We start from the raw sequence: 16,563 nt of genomic DNA, 5'->3' as shown, positions 1-16,563 counted from the left end.
GTTCTGAGAGATGAATAAAAATAGTCAGGTACTGTTACGATTTGCTGGAGTTTTTGGTGTTATTGGGGCAATGTTAGGTGCGCATATGGCTGGTTCAAATTCGTATATTTTTCGCCCGATTCATGCCCATATCCTTGTCGTTGGTTGGTTAACTCTATTTGGCTGGGCCGTCTTCTATAAAATATTCCAAACCTCACAAACTCTTATAACGAAAATACAAGTGTGGACTGCCATTATTGGATCTGTAGGCTTAACCACGGGAATGTGGTTATACATCGTTAACCCATTTGATTTTCCAGAAGTAATAACGACAATTTTTTATATTGGTGGCGGAGTCGCATTACTCATAAGCTTCGTATTCTTTTTTATCATTACATTACTTTACAAAGAAGAATAGAGTCTCTCTTAAATCAGAAAATTGGAAATCTATTTGTATAGATCGGAGGAGATTAGATGAACATAGCTTGGAAAGAGATTAAAAAGAATAGAACAAGATTCATCATATTAGGCTCAATCGTTTTTCTAGTCAGTTTATTGACTTTTATCATTTCTGGTTTAGCAAATGGATTATCACAAGATAATGCTGCCTTGATTAAGGATTTACCAAACGGACAATTTTATCTTAATGAAAGTGCACAAGAGAATTATAATGCGTCAAGGATAGACAGAACTATTCAAAGTCAACTAGTAAATAAACAAAAAGACGCTGTCGCACTTTCTATTCAAATGGGTTTTGTAAAGGAAAAGAATGGCGGACAACAAAACGTCGCATTTGTTACTTCCACTGATTCCTCGTTATTTAAAAACGTGAAAAGCGGGGAACTCGTGCTTGATAGCTCTTTAAAGGAAAAAGGAATTAAGATTGGAGACACACTGACTAATAATCTATACAGGGACACTTTTGTTGTAAAAAGTTTTGTCGATCAGAAAAAATTCAGCCATGCCCCTGTTGCTTTTATAAATATCGAGGATTACAAAGCTATGTATCGGGTTGAAGAAATGCAGTTCATCTTTGCACCTGATGCAAACTCAACCCTTGAACAAGATGGATTACAGTCCTTTTCCAAAAAAGAATTTCTCAAAACCATTCCGAGTTATAGCGCTGAGCAAACTTCTCTAAATATGATTGTTTGGTTTTTAGTAGTCATTAGTGGAATGCTATTTGCAATCTTTTTCTACATGATGAATGTCCAAAAAATGGCTCTATACGGAATTTTGAAAGCAATTGGTGTTAAAACAAGTGCTTTGTTTAAAATGATGTGGACACAAATGCTCTTCATTACTGTCATCGCACTTGCTATATCTGTTTTCATAAGTCAATTATTTAATAAAATCGCACCTGATGGAATGCCCTTTCATTTAACGGCTACCACTACTATACAATTGTCCTTTGTCTTTCTCATTATCGGATTTATTGGATCTACACTGTCGGGCATACAAATAAAGAAAGTAGAACCACTACACGCGATTCAACAAGGAGACGTTTAATGATGGGATTATTTGCAATGAATGAAGTTAAGAAAACATTTACGAATGGAGAAGTTAAAGAGGATATATTAAAAGGCATCACTCTTTCTCTTTCAGAAGGAGAAATTACAGCGTTGGTAGGTGCATCAGGATCTGGAAAAAGTACTCTTCTTACTATTGCAGCAGGGCTTCAACCGGCATCCGATGGACTAATTCTATTTGAAGGAAAAAATATCAGTACGATGAGTACAGACCATGTTCGAAAACTACGAGCAAAAAAATTCGGGTTTGTCTTTCAATTTGCACATCTTGTGCCTTTTCTCACAGTAGAAGAACAATTATTTTTAATGCTAGATGTATCTGAGTCGAGATTAAAGAAGCAAGAACAAAAAGAAGAAGTAGACGCCATTCTAAAGTTAGTTGAAATGGATCATCGAAAAAGCGCCTATCCTGCTTCACTATCTGGAGGGGAAAAACAGCGGGTTGCAATTGCCCGTTCTATTATTCATAAACCAAAAGTTCTATTCGCAGATGAACCAACCGCAAGTTTAGATTCAAAAAGGTCGAAAGATGTGATGTCATTAATCCGCCATTTAACCAAAACCTTAAACATCACCACCTTAATGGTTACCCATGATGAAGAAATGCTTTCTTATGCCGATCAAATCATAAAGATAAGCGATGGACAAATTTTAGAAAACAAACTAAATTGTTAGTAAATGAACCAGAACCGTATTTCTCAATACGATTCTGGTTTTTTTCTATCGATGACTCCGCTTCTCCATCACAATCTCATTCACCTGATTAAACATCTTCACCACCCCATCAGATGAAGCATCGAAATCAAACGCATCCTCGACATCAATCCCAATCCGACCCGCTTCTTCCACAACATCAATGTTGGCCCCAAGAAACACAAACTGCCAATCATACTCTTTCTTTTGCTTATGGATGAGACTCTGTACTTTTTCATACGTAAACTCTTGACTGGCATTTTCCATCCCATCTGTTGTAATCACAAATAGTACCTCATCTGGCAGCTCTCTTCTACTCAAGCCTGAAAGTCTTTGACTTACATCCAAAATCGTCTTTCCAACCGCATCTAACAAGGCAGTCGTACCCCGGACAAAGTATTCCTTGCTCGTTAATCTTACTTCCTGCGCATCCACCCCATTCCACAAAATCTCATACCTGTCATCGAACAAAACGGTCGTCACAATTGTTTCTCCTTCTAACTGGCGCTGCTTTTCAATAAGTGCGTTAAAACCTCCAATCGTATCACTTTCCAATCCACTCATGGAGCCGCTTCGATCCAGTAAAAAAATAATCTCCGTCACATGTTGCTTCATTTGAAGCTCATCCTTTCGTTTTCAACCGTGCTATAATGGTAAAGGATAAGACATTTGCTGTGGTCGCCTGTCAAGCGACATTTGGGGGTTAAATCATGTTAGAGAGAAAAACACTAGAAGAATTGCAGGAATATGTGCAAATGCATCCATTCATCATGGAAGCACCGATACACGAGGAAGAAACCAACTTCTCCATTCAAAAAGAAGCAAGTATGGTCGGGCTCGAAGATTATATTAGCGAAAACCGAAAAGAGTCCTTTGCTGAAGTACTGTTCTCTTTTATTGATAAAAAAGAGGCTGGGACAAAACCCAGTAACTAAAAAGAGTGGCACCCACACCATAAACCAGTGAGTGTCACTCTTTTTTTAATAAAATCCCAAAAAAATGTACGCAAAAAGGATACCTTCTGATAATGTTAAAGTTACCACACCCAAACAGAATCGGAGGTATCCTTATGTTTAAACAGTATAACATGAATCAAGTCATTTTGCCGCTAGATTTGGAAATCAAACTTCAGAAAAACGATATCGCCTATGCCGTCCATGATGTCGTGGAAGCTATTCCAGATGAGGCATTCACTGGATTTCTGCGTGAAACGGGATGTCCGGCTTATCATCCGCGCATGATGATGAAAGTGGTTTTATGTGCTTATACGCAGTCGGTGTTCTCTGGCAGAAAGATCGAGGGATTACTGAAAGACAGTGTCCGGATGATGTGGCTGGCCCAGGGGTATGAACCAAGTTACCGGACAATTAACCGTTTCCGTGTCCATCCGGAGGTAAAGGAACTATTGCGTCAGTGCTTTGTCCAATTCCGTTGTCAGCTTGTCCGAGAAAACGTCATCGAGGAAGAAGCCATTTTTATGGACGGAACGAAAATCGAAGCGAATGCCAACAAGTTTACGTTTGTCTGGCGCAAAGCGACGGAAAAGTACAGTTCCCGTTTAGTGGAAAAGTCTAACCGGATGTATGAAGAACTGTTGGAGAAAGAAATCATTCCGGAAATAGAACGGGAAAGTATGGAGGAACTATCCAGCCAAGAACTCGAAAAAGTGGTGGAAAAGCTGGAGGAGACGGTTGGTGAATATGATAAAAAGATAGAAGCAAGTGAAGACGTAAGCGAACGGAAACAGCTTCGTTCTGAGCGCAAAACCCCTAAACAATACGGCAAGCAATTCAAGGATTTTGTGGTGCGCAAACAAAAATACCAACACGATATGGCCATCTTCGGAGAGCGCAACAGTTATTCGAAAACGGATCACGATGCCACCTTCATGCGCATGAAGGATGATTACATGAAAAACGGCCAGCTCAAAGCCGGGTATAACGTGCAACTTGCGACAGAAGGACAGTATGCGCTCGCTTATGACGTGTTTCCGAATCCAACGGATACGCGTACCTTCACACCTTTCCTGGATAACATTGAGGAACACTTCTTTGACCTACCCAACTATATTGTCGCGGATGCCGGCTATGGGAGTGAACAAAATTACGAAGACGTCATCGAAAATCGGAAACGCACGCCATTGATTACGTATAACCAATACCGGAAAGAAAAGAAAAAGAAATATAAGCAGGATGCCTTTAACGTAGCCAATTGGCATTACGATGAGATCGAAGATGCGTTTACGTGTCCAAACGATAAAAAATTAACATTCCGCTATCTATCCAATCGAACAGACCGATATGGTTATACAAGAACATATAACGTCTATGAGTGTGAGGACTGTTTCGGTTGTCCGTTACGTTCGCAATGTACGAAAGCGAAGGAAGGAAACAATCGAAAGATCTATTATAATGAAAAGTGGGAAAACCAAAAAGCATATACGAGACAGCAGCTTTCGGAAAAAGAAACGGGGAAAATCTATGGCAAACGCAAAATAGATGTAGAACCCGTCTTCGGATTTCTGAAGGCTAATTTGCGTTTCACCCGTATGTCGGTGAGAGGTAAAGAGAAAGTAGAAAAGGAACTGGGATTTGCATTCATGGCGGTAAACTTGAGAAAGTACACGGCCATGAATGCAAATCCAACCATAGATGGTGACCATAATTCAAACCAAAATGGTTCCCATCATCGAAAACCGATGATGGGAACCATTTTTAGGTTATTCTTGGCTAGTTATGTCCCAGCCTCTCTTTTATTGATAAAAAAGGATACTCAGATTCAGAAGTGTACAAACGAGCAGGAATCGATCGGAGATTATTTTCCAAGATAAGATCGAACCGAGACTATAAAACGAGTAAGCATACAGCAGTTGCACTAGCTATTGCCTTGCAATTAAATAGACAAGAATTCAAAAAACTGTTAGAAGCAGCAGGCTTTACCTTGTCCCATAATGACACATTTGATCTTGTCATTCAGTTTTGTTTGGAAAATAAGATTTATGATATGGATGATGTGAATCAGGCATTGGAGCATGTTGGGGTGACTGTGTTGAATTGATTTTTTGAAATTTAAAAACCTATCCACACTAATAACATAGGATAGGTTCTAGGTTCCAAGCTACTTCTAACAGATGGAGCATTATGTTGCTTAAAAATTATTTTCCCTTCCTCATCTATATGCTCTCTCCATTTTTCATTAGAGATATTATCGTAATGGATCAGGTCAAAGAAATATGGAAGCGGGTATTCTTCGTTCAGCAAATCTAACAACTTGTATATGGTCGTTTCCGTAATATCTTTTCCCTTTATCGCGAGGTCAACATCAGAGCCATTTTTGTGATTCGCCATTGCTCTACTTCCAAATATACCCCCCTGTTCTATTCCATCAAATTGCGCTAATGCAGTAAGAATATAATGTATGTCGCTCTCTTTGAACCCGAACATATTATCGTTCCTTAAGTAATTTTTCATATAAATTTCTAAGCATAGGTTGGAATAACTCTTGTATCTCTTTTACTAACTTTTCAGCTAGTTCTTCATCGTATGTATGGGTTGTTAAATTCCGCTTTGATAACGCAACCATCCATATGTGTCCATCTTCTATTATTCCAATCTGAAAGGCTTGTTTAATTGTTTGCCGTGGGTTATTACCGTGAACCCCTCTACCTCTAGGTAGTCCTCTAATACCTTTACCGCCAACTCAAATGTCACCTTATAAAAATAGACGATCCCAGCTTGCTCTATTTCTGATGAAAGTTCCCCATTAGAATATTCTTCTAGGAGTTTATAAGATTTTTCATAGTTCTTAAATCTTAGTTTCCAACGAACATTCGTCATAAGGGGCACCCTTCCAAAGTTATGTACATTTAAGCACAGACTATAACAAAAGAAGTTTTATGTCTAATTCCTCAAAACAAATGAACAAAAAAAGCTTGAGCAAATTAAACTGTACCCTTTGTCAAGGACATTTAAAAAAAGACTAGGCAGCATTAAGAAGATGATCTCTGTACTGTACAGGGGTCATCTTTTTTAAATCCCATTGATATCTATAATTGTTGTAGTAAGTCATATAACTCTTAATCTCTCTTTTAAGCTCATCTAGGGTTGCACATGGTTTGATGAATGCCTCATCCTTAAAATGCCCAAAAAACGACTCTTGTGGAGCGTTATCCCAACAGTTTCCTCTTCTAGACATAGATTGACCTAAACCTAACTTCTTGACGTGCTTCTGGAAAGTAGGGCTAGTATAGTGCCCTCCTTGGTCAGAGTGAATAAAGGCACCTTTCGCTAACTTTACTCTTTTATTCCTTTTAAGTTTTACTAACGTATCAGTAGCTAGATCCAGGGTAATTCGATCGAGCACATGGTAGGCCAAGATTTCATTAGTTGATCCATCTTTAATGGTAGATAAATAAGCTTTTTGTCCCTTTCCATAATATAAATACGTAATATCTGTGAGTAATACTTTACCTGGGGTATCTTGCTTAAATTCTCTGTTTAATAAGTTCGGTAAGACACTGTGTTCTTGTGTAGCTTTAATCATCTTTTTGTGCGGATTAGCTCTACGGATTGGACAGACAATTTCATATTTTTTCATTATTCTTCTAATCCTTTTCAAGTTGTAGGTGATATGATAGTGGCCTTCTAGGGTCATTTTAATTTGTCTTGCACCCTTTTTACGTCCTTTAAAGTGAAAGGCCTTTAAGATAATCTCTTTTGCAATCTCATCTTCTGCATCTCGCTTTTCTCTTTGTTCCCTTGATTGTAAAGAGAAGTAATTATAATATCCGGAACGTGAAACCCCAGCTATTTCACATAAATGGCTAACCATATTTTTAAGTTGAAATTTTTCGATAACAAAGTGAACAAGTAGGAATTTTTGTTCAGCTGATAATTTTACTTCTTCAGCCTCCTTTCGGCAAAGTCCATCTTTTTTAACAATTCGTTTTCTGCTTTCAATAAATTATTTTCGACTTCTAACCGTGCATATTTTTCTTCTAATGAATGTTCCCTGTAGCTTGGTCTACCAGAGTTTCCTTTTCTAGTATCTCTTAATCCAACTACTCCATTGTGTCTATATGCAGCACGCCACCTTTTCCCTGATGATCGAATACGGTCTATCCCAATAATATCAATATCAAATCCATTCTCTTCAAATATATGTCTTGGTAACCTTCCCTTTTCATTTTCAATGATGAAGAGACGTTTAAATTCATCAGTATAGGTGATTCCCTTAGGACCAACAGACTTTACATATGGATTCGCTGATAGTGTCTTAATTTCTCTCTCTGTAAATATCTTTTTACTCATTTGACCTTTCCCCAATCCCCATATTTTCTTAATTATACAAAAAAGTACCCTATAGGTAGACTTTTTTTTAGGTGTCTACCTTATAGGGTACAGTTTAAATCTCTCAAGCTTTTTTCCAACTAATTCTCACTATAATACTCGCTATGCCTAGAAACCTTCTTAGAAAGAAATTTCTCCATCCCATCCTTATCAACAGGTCTACTAAACAAGTATCCTTGAAGTTCGAAGTCCCCGATTTCTTCTAAAGTTGCTTGTTCCCATTCTGTTTCGACTCCTTCTGCCACTATGTTAAGGTGAAGTCCATTAGCAATATCTAGAATCGAATTTACTAGCAACCCTTTTTTCGGATCCAAATCAATTCCCTCTACAAATAGTCGATCAATCTTCACTTCATCGATTGGCAGCTCCAACAAATGATTTAAGGAGGAGTACCCTTTCCCAAAGTCATCAATGGAAATTAGGACACCTAAGCTTTTCAGTTTTTCTATAACAATCGCGACATGCTCAGGATCCTTAATAAAGACACTCTCCGTGATTTCCAGCTTGAGATACTTTGGCTCCATTCCGGATTCCGCTAACACCTTTTCAATTAAAGAAACAAGTAGATCCTGTTGAAAATGCTTGGCAGAAATATTCACGGAAACAGGTACCTTTAGTAAACCTTGGTCTTGCCATTGTTTATTCTGTTTACAAGCTTGATATAGAGCCCACTCATCAATTTGTAGGATTAACCCAATCTCCTCTGCGACTGGAATAAAGCTGGACGGAGGAACAACTCCCAATTCTGGATGGTTCCAACGAAGTAATGCTTCCATCCCTGTAATTCTATCTGACTTCATTTTCGGTTGATAAAATAGTTCAAAACCACACCCACAATCAACGACTTGGCGAAGTGCATTTTCAATAATTAGCTGCTCCTGAAATCTATTTCTCATCGACTCATCAAAGAATTGAGCGACATTTCCACCCTTTTCCTTGGAAATATACATAGCGATATCCGCATACTTCACAAGGGTATCTAAGTCCTCTCCATCCCTCGGATACATACTAACGCCTACACTTGGAGTAATAAAGAGCATTTGATCCTGCATGGAGAAAGGATTCGCAAATTCTTGAAAAACAGCATATAAGGAACTGGACACCTTATCCTCATTTTCAACGTTATGAACAATAACAAACTCGTCCCCACCAAGCCGGAATATTTCTCTCTCTTGTTCTCTATGCAATTTTTTAAGTTTATCCGCAGTCAGTTGAAGCAAAGTATCTCCGGCATCATGTCCTAATGTATCATTAATTTGTTTAAATTGATTCAAATCTATAAAAATAACTGCAAAACATTTGGTAGACTCCTGCTTAATGAGATTTCTTACGTAATTCTGAAAGTGTAGCCGATTCGGTAACTGTGTTAAAGCATCATAAAAGGCCAAGTGATGTAGCTGATCTTCTGATTTCTTCAGTTGATGCGTTTGATCGGTCAATTTTTCATTCATCGTATGACTATCTTGAAATAGTTCTTTAATCTTGTCTGCCATCACCATCAAGTTCCTGGTTAAAGTCCGAAGCTCTGCAACATAACTATGTGGCCACTGAACGTTCTCTAACTTTTTAAGTTTTTGAGGGAGTCCAGTTGTTACGACCGTTAGCTTACGTAGATTATTCATAAAAATACGACTGACCGTTCCAACTAGAATAAACAGGAAGAAGGCCAAGATAAGAGAATATACTAATTGATTTAAGAAACTACGAAAAACGATACCTTGGTAAGGTGCAATAGGAAACTCGAGTACGACATTCAAAGAGGAGGAATCTAGTGATTTTTCATAAATAAACTGTCCATTGCTCCATCTCTCCACTTGTGAGGATGACTCTTCCCCCTTCGGTAAAGCTGCTAAAATGTTTGCTGAAAATGCCTCCACTTCATAATCGTCTTTTACATCATATGCTTGATTTAGCGGGATGCCGTCTGTATTAGAAGCAATTACATCGTTTTCCTTGTTCGTAATATAAAAGGAATATCCAGCTGACTCATTTCGACTAATAATCCCTTGAAGCTGCTGTGCTATGGTTTCATTACTGTCATTAGAATCCAAACGAGCAAGCTCCTCTAACCGATTAATACTAGTTTCCGTTACTTCTTCGATATAGGAGGTTATAAAATTGGTTGCCTGCATCATACTGCTTGTAGCACTTAAGAAAAATGGAACAAAAATAGCCATTAAGGTGACGTGCGATAAAAATTGATGAACGGATATATTATTTTTGCTTAGCTTTTGATGGCTAAACATTTTGTAAAATGGGACATATGCCAATAGCATATCCGCAACAAATACATTGAATAACCCGTTGATGATATCTTCACAAACTTGAAAATATAAAGAATTACCGGATAGGAACGAACTATAGAATAATAGAACCGCGATACATCCAATTGTTCCCCAGAATAAGAGATCCACAAAGAACATTTTTGCACTCCTTCTCTTATAGAAAAAGAGTCCTACAAAAAAAATCTCCAACAATAGAATGCCATGGTACACGATATTCGTAAAATCCTGAGGAATAAAGACAAAGGTTAGAACCGCAACTAACATGGCCCAACGAAGCCCAAATAACCTTAATACTAAAAATAAAAAAACACTTGTAAAACTAATTGTAATCCCGTACATGAAGTTAATGGGAAGTCCAACAGTTAAAAAAGTTAACCCCATTAAGGCCAAAAAAAGAAATACTTCTTTATTTATACGATGAACTATCTTGTTGAACCCAAGCATATTTACCATCCTAATCTAATGCAACTACCGCTTCATTTTTTGTCAATATATGTTTGATTTTAGCATATACTGTATGCTTTAGGTAACAAATTTGTTAGAAGGATAAGTTGGTAATCCACCTTATCCTATATGTAATCGAGAATTAACTAGTGACATTTTGAAGACAGGGAACTAGAAGAGACATTTCATCAGACTGTAGGCTATTCATTACCTGCAGCTTTGTGCTTGAAAAATAATTATTTAGTCCTAAATAACTTTGATTTTCGTGAAATCACTACTCTCAGCAACTAATATTTTCTTACTAACACATCTTGTATGCGACTTTTTATCTTTTTTTAGTTATAAATACCCAATAATCTATAGCAAGTCTGAAAACCCATTCAATTTGTAAAATATAGTAATTATAGTTATTTTGGAATAGAAGGCATAAATGGAGGGGGTGGATTCAAATATATATAGGTAGGAGGATACGTGCGGAAAGATTAAAAAGGGGTATGTTGATGTCTGATTTATGTAATGGGCTCGTTTCAACTTCAAGACTAAGTAATGTCGAGAATAATATTACTAAACCTAGTCAAAGTTTCCTTATTGCAATTTCCACCAGATTAAAATTACCAGGGAAGTTTTTGCTAAGCTATGACATCGAAGATAAAGAATTATTTTACCTTTTAAATGAACTATTCACGAACGTGATCTTGAATATAGAAGCAGCAAAATCCCTAATTGAACTTATCGATGAAAATTATTATGACTATCTCTTATCTCCAAAATCAGAAGTGTACTTCTTATTATTGAAATCAACATATTTATTAAAAACCAATCAATTTAGTCCAGTTGAGAAAATGGAAGAGACGTATTTAAAAGTATATCTTCAAGATATTGATGAGAACGAAATGCCCGAATACCTAAAACGTGCATATTATTATTTCTACGGCACTTTAAATTTTCATTACTCACTATATGATTCATCATTAACCTATTTTTCCAAGTTGAAAGACATTACAGATGACATCCGCGTTAAAGCAGCTGTAACATACAATACTTCTATGATTTTAAGGAAGCTGGAAAGGTATCATAACGCGATAGCTCTCACTCTGGAATCCATCGAATATTACGAAAACCTTGAACAAGAATACGATATAGCATTATCCTATAATCTTTTAGGTGCTCTTTACAGAAGGATAAAGCAACAAGATAAAGCGCAAGAAGCACTACAAGTTGCATGTTCCATATCTGAAAAAGAAAATTTCACAGATCTTCTTGCTTTTGTTTATCATAACAAAGGTTTAGTGGCTAGGGACAATAATGATATTGGAACCGCCATTACAAGCTTTAAAAAAGCATTAGAAACAAAAGAAAAGAATCAAGACACAAACATTCTTAATGCATACTGCGAACTAATCCATTGTTACCTTCTGGACAAACAGATTGAAACATCACTATCTATATTTGAAAAAGCCAGTATGCTTATTAGAAGTAAAGAAGACGAACATAAACTTCTATACTCATTTTTAGATTACTATTTACTGACTAACGATGAAGAAATGTACGAGAACAATTTAGATCGTTTGTGTAAATATTTCCTAGCCATAAGAGATCACTTCTATTTAAAATCATGCTTTATAAAGTTAGGAGTCTTTTACAACAACAACGGAAAATATAAAAAGGCTTCTAATTATTTTTACAAAACTATTCATTTGTTAGGAGAGGTGAATGAAAATGAAAAGAACGATAAGAATCCTATTAGCGTTTAGTTGTGCAGCTATAATTTTTTCAGGTTCAAATCAAAATGTGTTTGCTGAAGATGAAGAAGTTGGTGGCCTTAAAGTGGTTGTCAATGTAGATGCCGATGAGGAAATACATCCACTAGAAGATGAAGAAGTTGGAGGATTAAAATAGATAATAATATTCAGTACTATTGTGTCATTTTTCAAAGACATGGGAACAACCTCATGTCTTTGAACTTTTTGATCAAAGTATGTTTTGGTAAGGGTGCCGCTCCCAATTGTGTTTTTTTTCATTCCTCAAATAAGATGGTCCCTCCTCTTCTTCCATATACATAAACACGGTAAAAGTTCCTCAGTCTATATAATCAACATTATGACTTTCACAAAAATCCCTAGCTATTTCCTTATACTCATTATCAAGGTAGTCATACCATGATGCAAAATTCCGAAGCGTTCGAGATCGTCTTTAAAACGCTGAAAGGCTACTGTCAAAAATATCATAGGCTACTTCACTTCATCTTGCTGCCAACCAGGTAAATGATCATAGTCCTCCTGAACTTCCGCAATTAATAGTGTGTCACGAGAAACAAAAACCACCCCCCCTGTTTCAAGATTAAGAAAGGGATTGGTTTGTTCCGTTTTAAGCTCCATTCCTTCTAAAATATCATTTAGCTTCACTTTCATTGATAATCTCCTCCACTTCCTTTAAATACGGAGCATATCCAATATAATTAATAACTTCTACATCATGAGCGCTCCTACTACCCTAAACTATTTTAAAGAGGGGTGAATGAATTGGGTAAATTACAAGATAAAGTAATCATTATTACTGGCGGTGCTGGTGGAATTGGTAGCGGTATGGCAAAAGCCGTGGTGAAAGAAGGAGCAATAGTCACCATTGTTGACGTTAATGAAGAAACCGGTAAAGCCATGGAGGAGGAATTGCAGGCTTTCTCTCCAAAATCCATGTTTCTCCAAGCTGATTTAATGGATCGAGAAAATCTAGGACAAATCGTTACAACGGTAGTTGAAAAATACGGTAAATTGGATGTACTCGTAAATAACGCACATGCGTCTAAACAAACAACAATCGAAGACACAACACAAGCCGACTTAGATCTATCGTTTGGTACCGGTTTTTATCCAACCTTCTATTTAATGAAAGCTGCACTTCCATACTTAAAAGAGACAAAAGGGAATGTAATTAACTTTGCATCCGGTGCAGGATTAGAAGGTCACGAAACACAAGCTGCATACGCGGCTGCAAAAGAAGCCATTCGCGGAATTTCACGTGTAGCAGCAAATGAATGGGGCAAATTCGGTATTAATGTAAATCTAATTAGCCCAATCGCAAATTCTCCTGGTGTGGAGGCGTGGGCAAAAGCACAGCCAGAATATTATGAAGCGGTAAAGAGCAAAATTCCATTGGGACGTTTCGGTGATGTAGAAAAAGATATCGGCAGTGTTGCTGTATTCCTCGCCTCTGATGATTCACAATATATTACTGGACAAACACTCATGGTCGATGGCGGCTCTATTATGCTTCGATAAAATTAAAGGTTATAGGAGATTGCCATTTGAAACAGACAAATGTTTTTAAACTTATTCACGCGATTCAACAAATAAATAACGAGAACATTGTAAAATTCACGAAAGCATTTCAATATCCACTTGGAATATCACCGATTCTCGTATTAGCTGAATTAAGCTCAAAAGGACCACAAAGGCAAGTAGAACTAGCTGATTCCGTTGGCTATACGAAAGGTGCGATGACGAACATTGCTACAAAGCTTGTTCAATTAGGGCTAGTTGAACGGTTGTATGATGAAAAGGATCGCCGTGCTATTCAGTTGAAAATCACAACAGCTGGAGAAAAGGCACTATCGGAAGCACAAGCAATTGGTAATGAATTGTTTATCGAGATATTTGAAGTCTTGAGTGAAGAAGAAATTAAGCAATATTTATCGATTCAAGAAAAACTAGTAAAAGGTGTTCAAGAGAAAAAGAGGAAAGACGTGGACAAAGAATCATAAATGGATCATATGAGGAGGATTACAAATGGACAGATTAAAAGATAAAGTTGCCATTATTACTGGTGGAGCGCGTGGAATGGGGGCCTCTCATGCTCGATTATTCGTAAACGAAGGCGCTAAGGTAATGATTGCAGATATTCTGGAACAAGAGGGACAAGCCTTAGCTGAAGAACTTGGAGAAAATGCGAAATTCATGAAGCTTGATGTAACAAAAGCAGATAACTGGGATGAAGTTGTTTCTGTAACGGAAAACGCATTTGGCCCAGTTAACGTATTAGTGAACAATGCTGGCATAAGTATGAATAAATCCATTGAAGAAACATCGATAGAAGAATATAGAAGAATTGTGGACATTAATCAAGTATCCGTATTTCTAGGAATGAAGGCCGTTATCCCATCCATGAAAAAAGCAAACAGTGGTTCGATTGTAAACATCTCTTCTATTAACGGACTTGTCGGTGGAGCAATTGGTTATACCGATACAAAGTTTGCAGTAAGAGGAATGACCAAAGCAGTTGCACTAGGATTAGCTCATTACGGTATTCGTGCAAATTCTGTACACCCGGGAGTTATTGAAACGCCAATGATTGTACAAGAAGATTCGAAAGACGCTATCGAACAATTTGCCAAACATATCCCTAATAAAAGAGTTGCAAAACCTGAGGAAGTCTCAAATCTTGTATTATATCTTGCTTCAGATGAATCGAGCTATAGCACTGGTTCTGAGTTTGTTGTTGATGGAGGATTAACTGCACAGTAAGAACAGAGGCATTTTATATTTAGTAAAATAAATAATAGAACCTATCCACTATCTTGTGGGATGGGTTCTATTATTTTAATTATGGTTGAACGTTGTCTTGCTGAGCATTCAAATTAACCAGAGCTCTCTCCATTTGGTGCTGACATTCTTCTACTCGTAGTTGGGCATCAAATAGTGGTTCTGTGGAAGTCCCGCTCCCATTAAGTGCTTTTCCACGTGCGTCTTGAATCTTATCTTGCACCTCACGTAATTGCTGTTGAACCTGTTGTATTTCCTCGGTATCCGCATTATTTTTCGCTTGGTTAGCTGCCTGCTCTAATTTTTGAGATAAATCATATAATTGTTGAATTTCGTGATCATTTTGAATAGGCATAAAAGTTATTCCTCCCTATGGTTTATACCCATATAATTTGCGGAAACTCTCCATCCTACTCTTTGCTAAGCAAAAAATTTAAAAACTTCTAAGCCACAACTATCGATTTATTTTAATCGATTCCCTAATTTCTCCCACCATCTCATCCACTAAAGCCTCTTGATAACCCGCTCGTTTCCTCTTCCTCAATTCTTTTACCACTGGTACTAATTCCGGTATTGTGATGGAATCTAATTTGTTTAATCTTTCAACAGATAATACAATATCGGCCTCCGATTTTCGATAGGAAGCTACATCCATTTTCCATAAACAGATATGCCCTGAATGTCTCTGCAATAACCTTTCCGCCATGCTTAAACCCTCTGGGTCAAGGTCTCCTGCATAGTACAGTACACATCCTTCCTTCACCAGTAAATCAATCAACAGAAGCGCAGCTAATTTAAACTGCCCTTGCGTACAGATTAAGGGCGCCTTTGGTATCTTATCTAGAATGCTTGAATATACACCAGAATTCTCAACTACCCAAATCACTTTTTGCTCTCCACTAGGATAAATCCTTGTTAAGTCCACCAATTCTCTTAGAGGTGCGTTTAGGACACTATGTGTGCTTGCAGCAGCTTCCCACATCAGATGAGAACCATCTTCAGTTTCGGCTAGCAAATTAGCACAGGTCACATAATTTGTAATATCATCACGTAAGATTCCATACGTTAAGAGTAATTCATTAACCCCTTCACTATCCGTCGGAATCACGATGGAATCACTATGATAATGGTCCACAGACAACAAGTGAATCAACAGCTTTCCTAAATTTCTATTTAGATCAAAGGCATGAGGGTTACGAGTAATCCTCTGACTAAACATTGGTAAACGTTCCAAACTTGCTGGCAAAAGGTTAAACGCACTATCTAGATGATAGACCTTATCCTTAAAGCTTTCCGGAGATTCTTCCATTAACCGATAAATCCAATACGTATCACGTGTTTTATTTTTAAGGTAATCTATCCAGAACGTGAGCCTTGGGAAATTACTTTCCAATTGGGTGAAAAATTGTTCTTGTTTATGATCTTTTAGCCTCTTCCTTTCCATGTTAGAAACAAGTGGCTCCTTAAAATACGCCTCTAGCAATTCCTTTAAACTTATGCCAGCAAACCGGGTAGAATGTAACTTTTGTTCAAAGCTCTCCAACGATACCTTTCCCTTTTGTTTTAAGTCACTTACAGTTGTCGCATAAAAGCGAGCAACAGTAATGTGTTCATCCTCAGTAAAGTGCTCTATTTTAACCGTTCCACCAATTCGTCCTAGTGACTCATACTTTTGCTTGAATAAAGAAAATAATCGGCGATAACCTGTATCGCCGCGAAAGTACTTCAATGCTTCATCCAACATTCT

General features: G+C 37.4%; 20 protein-coding genes. 11 read left to right on the top strand and 9 right to left on the bottom strand.

Features of this window, described 5'->3' with window-relative positions:
• Positions 1-10: 10 nt before the first annotated feature.
• Genes KO561_RS04810 through KO561_RS04800 form a run of 3 tightly spaced genes read left to right on the top strand, consistent with a single transcriptional unit; the run spans position 11 to position 2,183 of the window.
• Positions 11-397 carry a hypothetical protein gene (locus KO561_RS04810; protein WP_231096002.1) on the top strand — a complete coding sequence of 129 codons (387 nt, stop codon included), beginning with the start codon at positions 11-13 and terminating at the stop codon, positions 395-397.
• Between the two features lie 56 nt (positions 398-453).
• Positions 454-1,488, top strand: a complete 1,035-nt coding sequence (locus tag KO561_RS04805; RefSeq protein WP_231096001.1) for an ABC transporter permease — start codon at positions 454-456, stop codon at positions 1,486-1,488.
• A 2-nt stretch (positions 1,489-1,490) separates the two neighbouring features.
• Positions 1,491-2,183 (top strand): ABC transporter ATP-binding protein, encoded by a 693-nt coding sequence (locus KO561_RS04800; protein ID WP_231097041.1) that lies wholly within the window; start codon positions 1,491-1,493, stop codon positions 2,181-2,183.
• A 45-nt stretch (positions 2,184-2,228) separates the two neighbouring features.
• Here the strand turns inward: KO561_RS04800 and KO561_RS04795 are convergent, their stop codons facing one another.
• The gene (locus KO561_RS04795) at positions 2,229-2,816 is read right to left on the bottom strand and encodes a vWA domain-containing protein (protein ID WP_231096000.1); all 588 of its coding nucleotides are present in this window, start codon (positions 2,814-2,816) and stop codon (positions 2,229-2,231) included.
• A gap of 95 nt (positions 2,817-2,911) precedes the next feature.
• On the opposite strand from KO561_RS04795, the gene KO561_RS04790 reads away from it, so the two are divergent.
• The 3 genes from KO561_RS04790 to KO561_RS04780 all read left to right on the top strand — a co-directional run bounded on the left by KO561_RS04790 (position 2,912) and on the right by KO561_RS04780 (position 5,258).
• On the top strand, positions 2,912-3,136 hold the full coding sequence (locus KO561_RS04790; protein WP_231095999.1) for a hypothetical protein: 225 nt from the start codon (positions 2,912-2,914) through the stop codon (positions 3,134-3,136).
• 134 nt (positions 3,137-3,270) lie between these two features.
• Positions 3,271-5,031 carry an IS1182 family transposase gene (locus tag KO561_RS04785; RefSeq protein WP_231095998.1) on the top strand — a complete coding sequence of 587 codons (1,761 nt, stop codon included), beginning with the start codon at positions 3,271-3,273 and terminating at the stop codon, positions 5,029-5,031.
• On the top strand, positions 4,986-5,258 hold the full coding sequence (locus KO561_RS04780; RefSeq protein ID WP_231095997.1) for a hypothetical protein: 273 nt from the start codon (positions 4,986-4,988) through the stop codon (positions 5,256-5,258). Before KO561_RS04785 ends, KO561_RS04780 begins: the two co-directional genes overlap by 46 nt.
• Before the next feature lie 11 nt (positions 5,259-5,269).
• Here the strand turns inward: KO561_RS04780 and KO561_RS04775 are convergent, their stop codons facing one another.
• From KO561_RS04775 to KO561_RS04760, 5 genes are all read right to left on the bottom strand, one after another.
• The gene (locus KO561_RS04775) at positions 5,270-5,644 is read right to left on the bottom strand and encodes a nucleotidyltransferase family protein (protein WP_269140695.1); all 375 of its coding nucleotides are present in this window, start codon (positions 5,642-5,644) and stop codon (positions 5,270-5,272) included.
• A gap of 1 nt (position 5,645) precedes the next feature.
• Positions 5,646-5,804 (bottom strand): nucleotidyltransferase substrate binding protein, encoded by a 159-nt coding sequence (locus KO561_RS20405; RefSeq protein ID WP_269140715.1) that lies wholly within the window; start codon positions 5,802-5,804, stop codon positions 5,646-5,648.
• Complete coding sequence (locus KO561_RS20400; protein WP_269140694.1) at positions 5,804-6,037, bottom strand: nucleotidyltransferase substrate binding protein; 234 nt, start codon at positions 6,035-6,037, stop codon at positions 5,804-5,806. Before KO561_RS20400 ends, KO561_RS20405 begins: the two co-directional genes overlap by 1 nt.
• 142 nt (positions 6,038-6,179) lie before the next feature.
• A protein-coding gene (locus KO561_RS04765; protein WP_231095995.1) for an IS3 family transposase occupies positions 6,180-7,510 on the bottom strand; the annotation gives its coding sequence in 2 pieces (ribosomal slippage) (positions 6,180-7,129 and positions 7,129-7,510; 1,332 coding nt in all).
• 119 nt (positions 7,511-7,629) lie between these two features.
• Positions 7,630-10,278: a putative bifunctional diguanylate cyclase/phosphodiesterase gene (locus tag KO561_RS04760; protein WP_231095994.1), complete on the bottom strand. Its 2,649-nt coding sequence runs from the start codon at positions 10,276-10,278 to the stop codon at positions 7,630-7,632.
• Between the two features lie 443 nt (positions 10,279-10,721).
• On the opposite strand from KO561_RS04760, the gene KO561_RS04755 reads away from it, so the two are divergent.
• Both KO561_RS04755 and KO561_RS04750 read left to right on the top strand, forming a co-directional pair.
• Positions 10,722-12,032, top strand: coding sequence for a helix-turn-helix domain-containing protein (locus tag KO561_RS04755; protein ID WP_331000858.1), 1,311 nt, complete (start codon positions 10,722-10,724; stop codon positions 12,030-12,032).
• Positions 11,998-12,177, top strand: a complete 180-nt coding sequence (locus tag KO561_RS04750; RefSeq protein WP_231095992.1) for a hypothetical protein — start codon at positions 11,998-12,000, stop codon at positions 12,175-12,177. Before KO561_RS04755 ends, KO561_RS04750 begins: the two co-directional genes overlap by 35 nt.
• A 332-nt stretch (positions 12,178-12,509) precedes the next feature.
• Here the strand turns inward: KO561_RS04750 and KO561_RS04745 are convergent, their stop codons facing one another.
• Entirely contained in the window at positions 12,510-12,689 is a 180-nt protein-coding gene (locus KO561_RS04745; RefSeq protein ID WP_231095991.1) for a hypothetical protein, read from the bottom strand.
• A 111-nt stretch (positions 12,690-12,800) separates the two neighbouring features.
• Between KO561_RS04745 and KO561_RS04740 the strand changes: the two genes are divergently transcribed.
• Genes KO561_RS04740 through KO561_RS04730 form a run of 3 tightly spaced genes read left to right on the top strand, consistent with a single transcriptional unit; the run spans position 12,801 to position 14,798 of the window.
• Positions 12,801-13,556 (top strand): SDR family NAD(P)-dependent oxidoreductase, encoded by a 756-nt coding sequence (locus KO561_RS04740; RefSeq protein WP_231095990.1) that lies wholly within the window; start codon positions 12,801-12,803, stop codon positions 13,554-13,556.
• Between the two features lie 26 nt (positions 13,557-13,582).
• Complete coding sequence (locus KO561_RS04735) at positions 13,583-14,038, top strand: MarR family winged helix-turn-helix transcriptional regulator (RefSeq protein ID WP_231095989.1); 456 nt, start codon at positions 13,583-13,585, stop codon at positions 14,036-14,038.
• 25 nt (positions 14,039-14,063) lie between these two features.
• A complete protein-coding gene (locus KO561_RS04730; protein ID WP_231095988.1) occupies positions 14,064-14,798 on the top strand; it encodes a glucose 1-dehydrogenase in 735 nt (244 codons plus the stop codon).
• A 79-nt stretch (positions 14,799-14,877) separates the two neighbouring features.
• Here the strand turns inward: KO561_RS04730 and KO561_RS04725 are convergent, their stop codons facing one another.
• Together KO561_RS04725 and KO561_RS04720 are read right to left on the bottom strand one after the other, a co-directional pair.
• Positions 14,878-15,171, bottom strand: coding sequence for a hypothetical protein (locus KO561_RS04725; protein WP_231095987.1), 294 nt, complete (start codon positions 15,169-15,171; stop codon positions 14,878-14,880).
• Between the two features lie 99 nt (positions 15,172-15,270).
• Complete coding sequence (locus KO561_RS04720; protein WP_231095986.1) at positions 15,271-16,560, bottom strand: TIGR02679 family protein; 1,290 nt, start codon at positions 16,558-16,560, stop codon at positions 15,271-15,273.
• Between the last annotated feature and the right edge of the window lie 3 nt (positions 16,561-16,563).

The organism is Radiobacillus kanasensis, assembly GCF_021049245.1.
Lineage (GTDB): Bacteria > Bacillota > Bacilli > Bacillales > Amphibacillaceae > Radiobacillus > Radiobacillus kanasensis.
This window is presented reverse-complemented; position numbering and strand designations above follow the sequence as displayed.

Coding starts and splice junctions, on each gene's coding strand:
- KO561_RS04760 (WP_231095994.1), bottom strand. CDS start 10,278: ATGCTTGGGTTCAACAAGATAGTTCATCGTATAAATAAAGAAGTATTT.
- KO561_RS20400 (WP_269140694.1), bottom strand. CDS start 6,037: ATGACGAATGTTCGTTGGAAACTAAGATTTAAGAACTATGAAAAATCT.
- KO561_RS04805 (WP_231096001.1), top strand. CDS start 454: ATGAACATAGCTTGGAAAGAGATTAAAAAGAATAGAACAAGATTCATC.
- KO561_RS04720 (WP_231095986.1), bottom strand. CDS start 16,560: ATGTTGGATGAAGCATTGAAGTACTTTCGCGGCGATACAGGTTATCGC.
- KO561_RS04730 (WP_231095988.1), top strand. CDS start 14,064: ATGGACAGATTAAAAGATAAAGTTGCCATTATTACTGGTGGAGCGCGT.
- KO561_RS04810 (WP_231096002.1), top strand. CDS start 11: ATGAATAAAAATAGTCAGGTACTGTTACGATTTGCTGGAGTTTTTGGT.
- KO561_RS04725 (WP_231095987.1), bottom strand. CDS start 15,171: ATGCCTATTCAAAATGATCACGAAATTCAACAATTATATGATTTATCT.
- KO561_RS04785 (WP_231095998.1), top strand. CDS start 3,271: ATGTTTAAACAGTATAACATGAATCAAGTCATTTTGCCGCTAGATTTG.
- KO561_RS04745 (WP_231095991.1), bottom strand. CDS start 12,689: ATGAAAGTGAAGCTAAATGATATTTTAGAAGGAATGGAGCTTAAAACG.
- KO561_RS04795 (WP_231096000.1), bottom strand. CDS start 2,816: ATGAAGCAACATGTGACGGAGATTATTTTTTTACTGGATCGAAGCGGC.
- KO561_RS04775 (WP_269140695.1), bottom strand. CDS start 5,644: ATGTTCGGGTTCAAAGAGAGCGACATACATTATATTCTTACTGCATTA.
- KO561_RS04750 (WP_231095992.1), top strand. CDS start 11,998: ATGAAAAGAACGATAAGAATCCTATTAGCGTTTAGTTGTGCAGCTATA.
- KO561_RS04800 (WP_231097041.1), top strand. CDS start 1,491: ATGGGATTATTTGCAATGAATGAAGTTAAGAAAACATTTACGAATGGA.
- KO561_RS04790 (WP_231095999.1), top strand. CDS start 2,912: ATGTTAGAGAGAAAAACACTAGAAGAATTGCAGGAATATGTGCAAATG.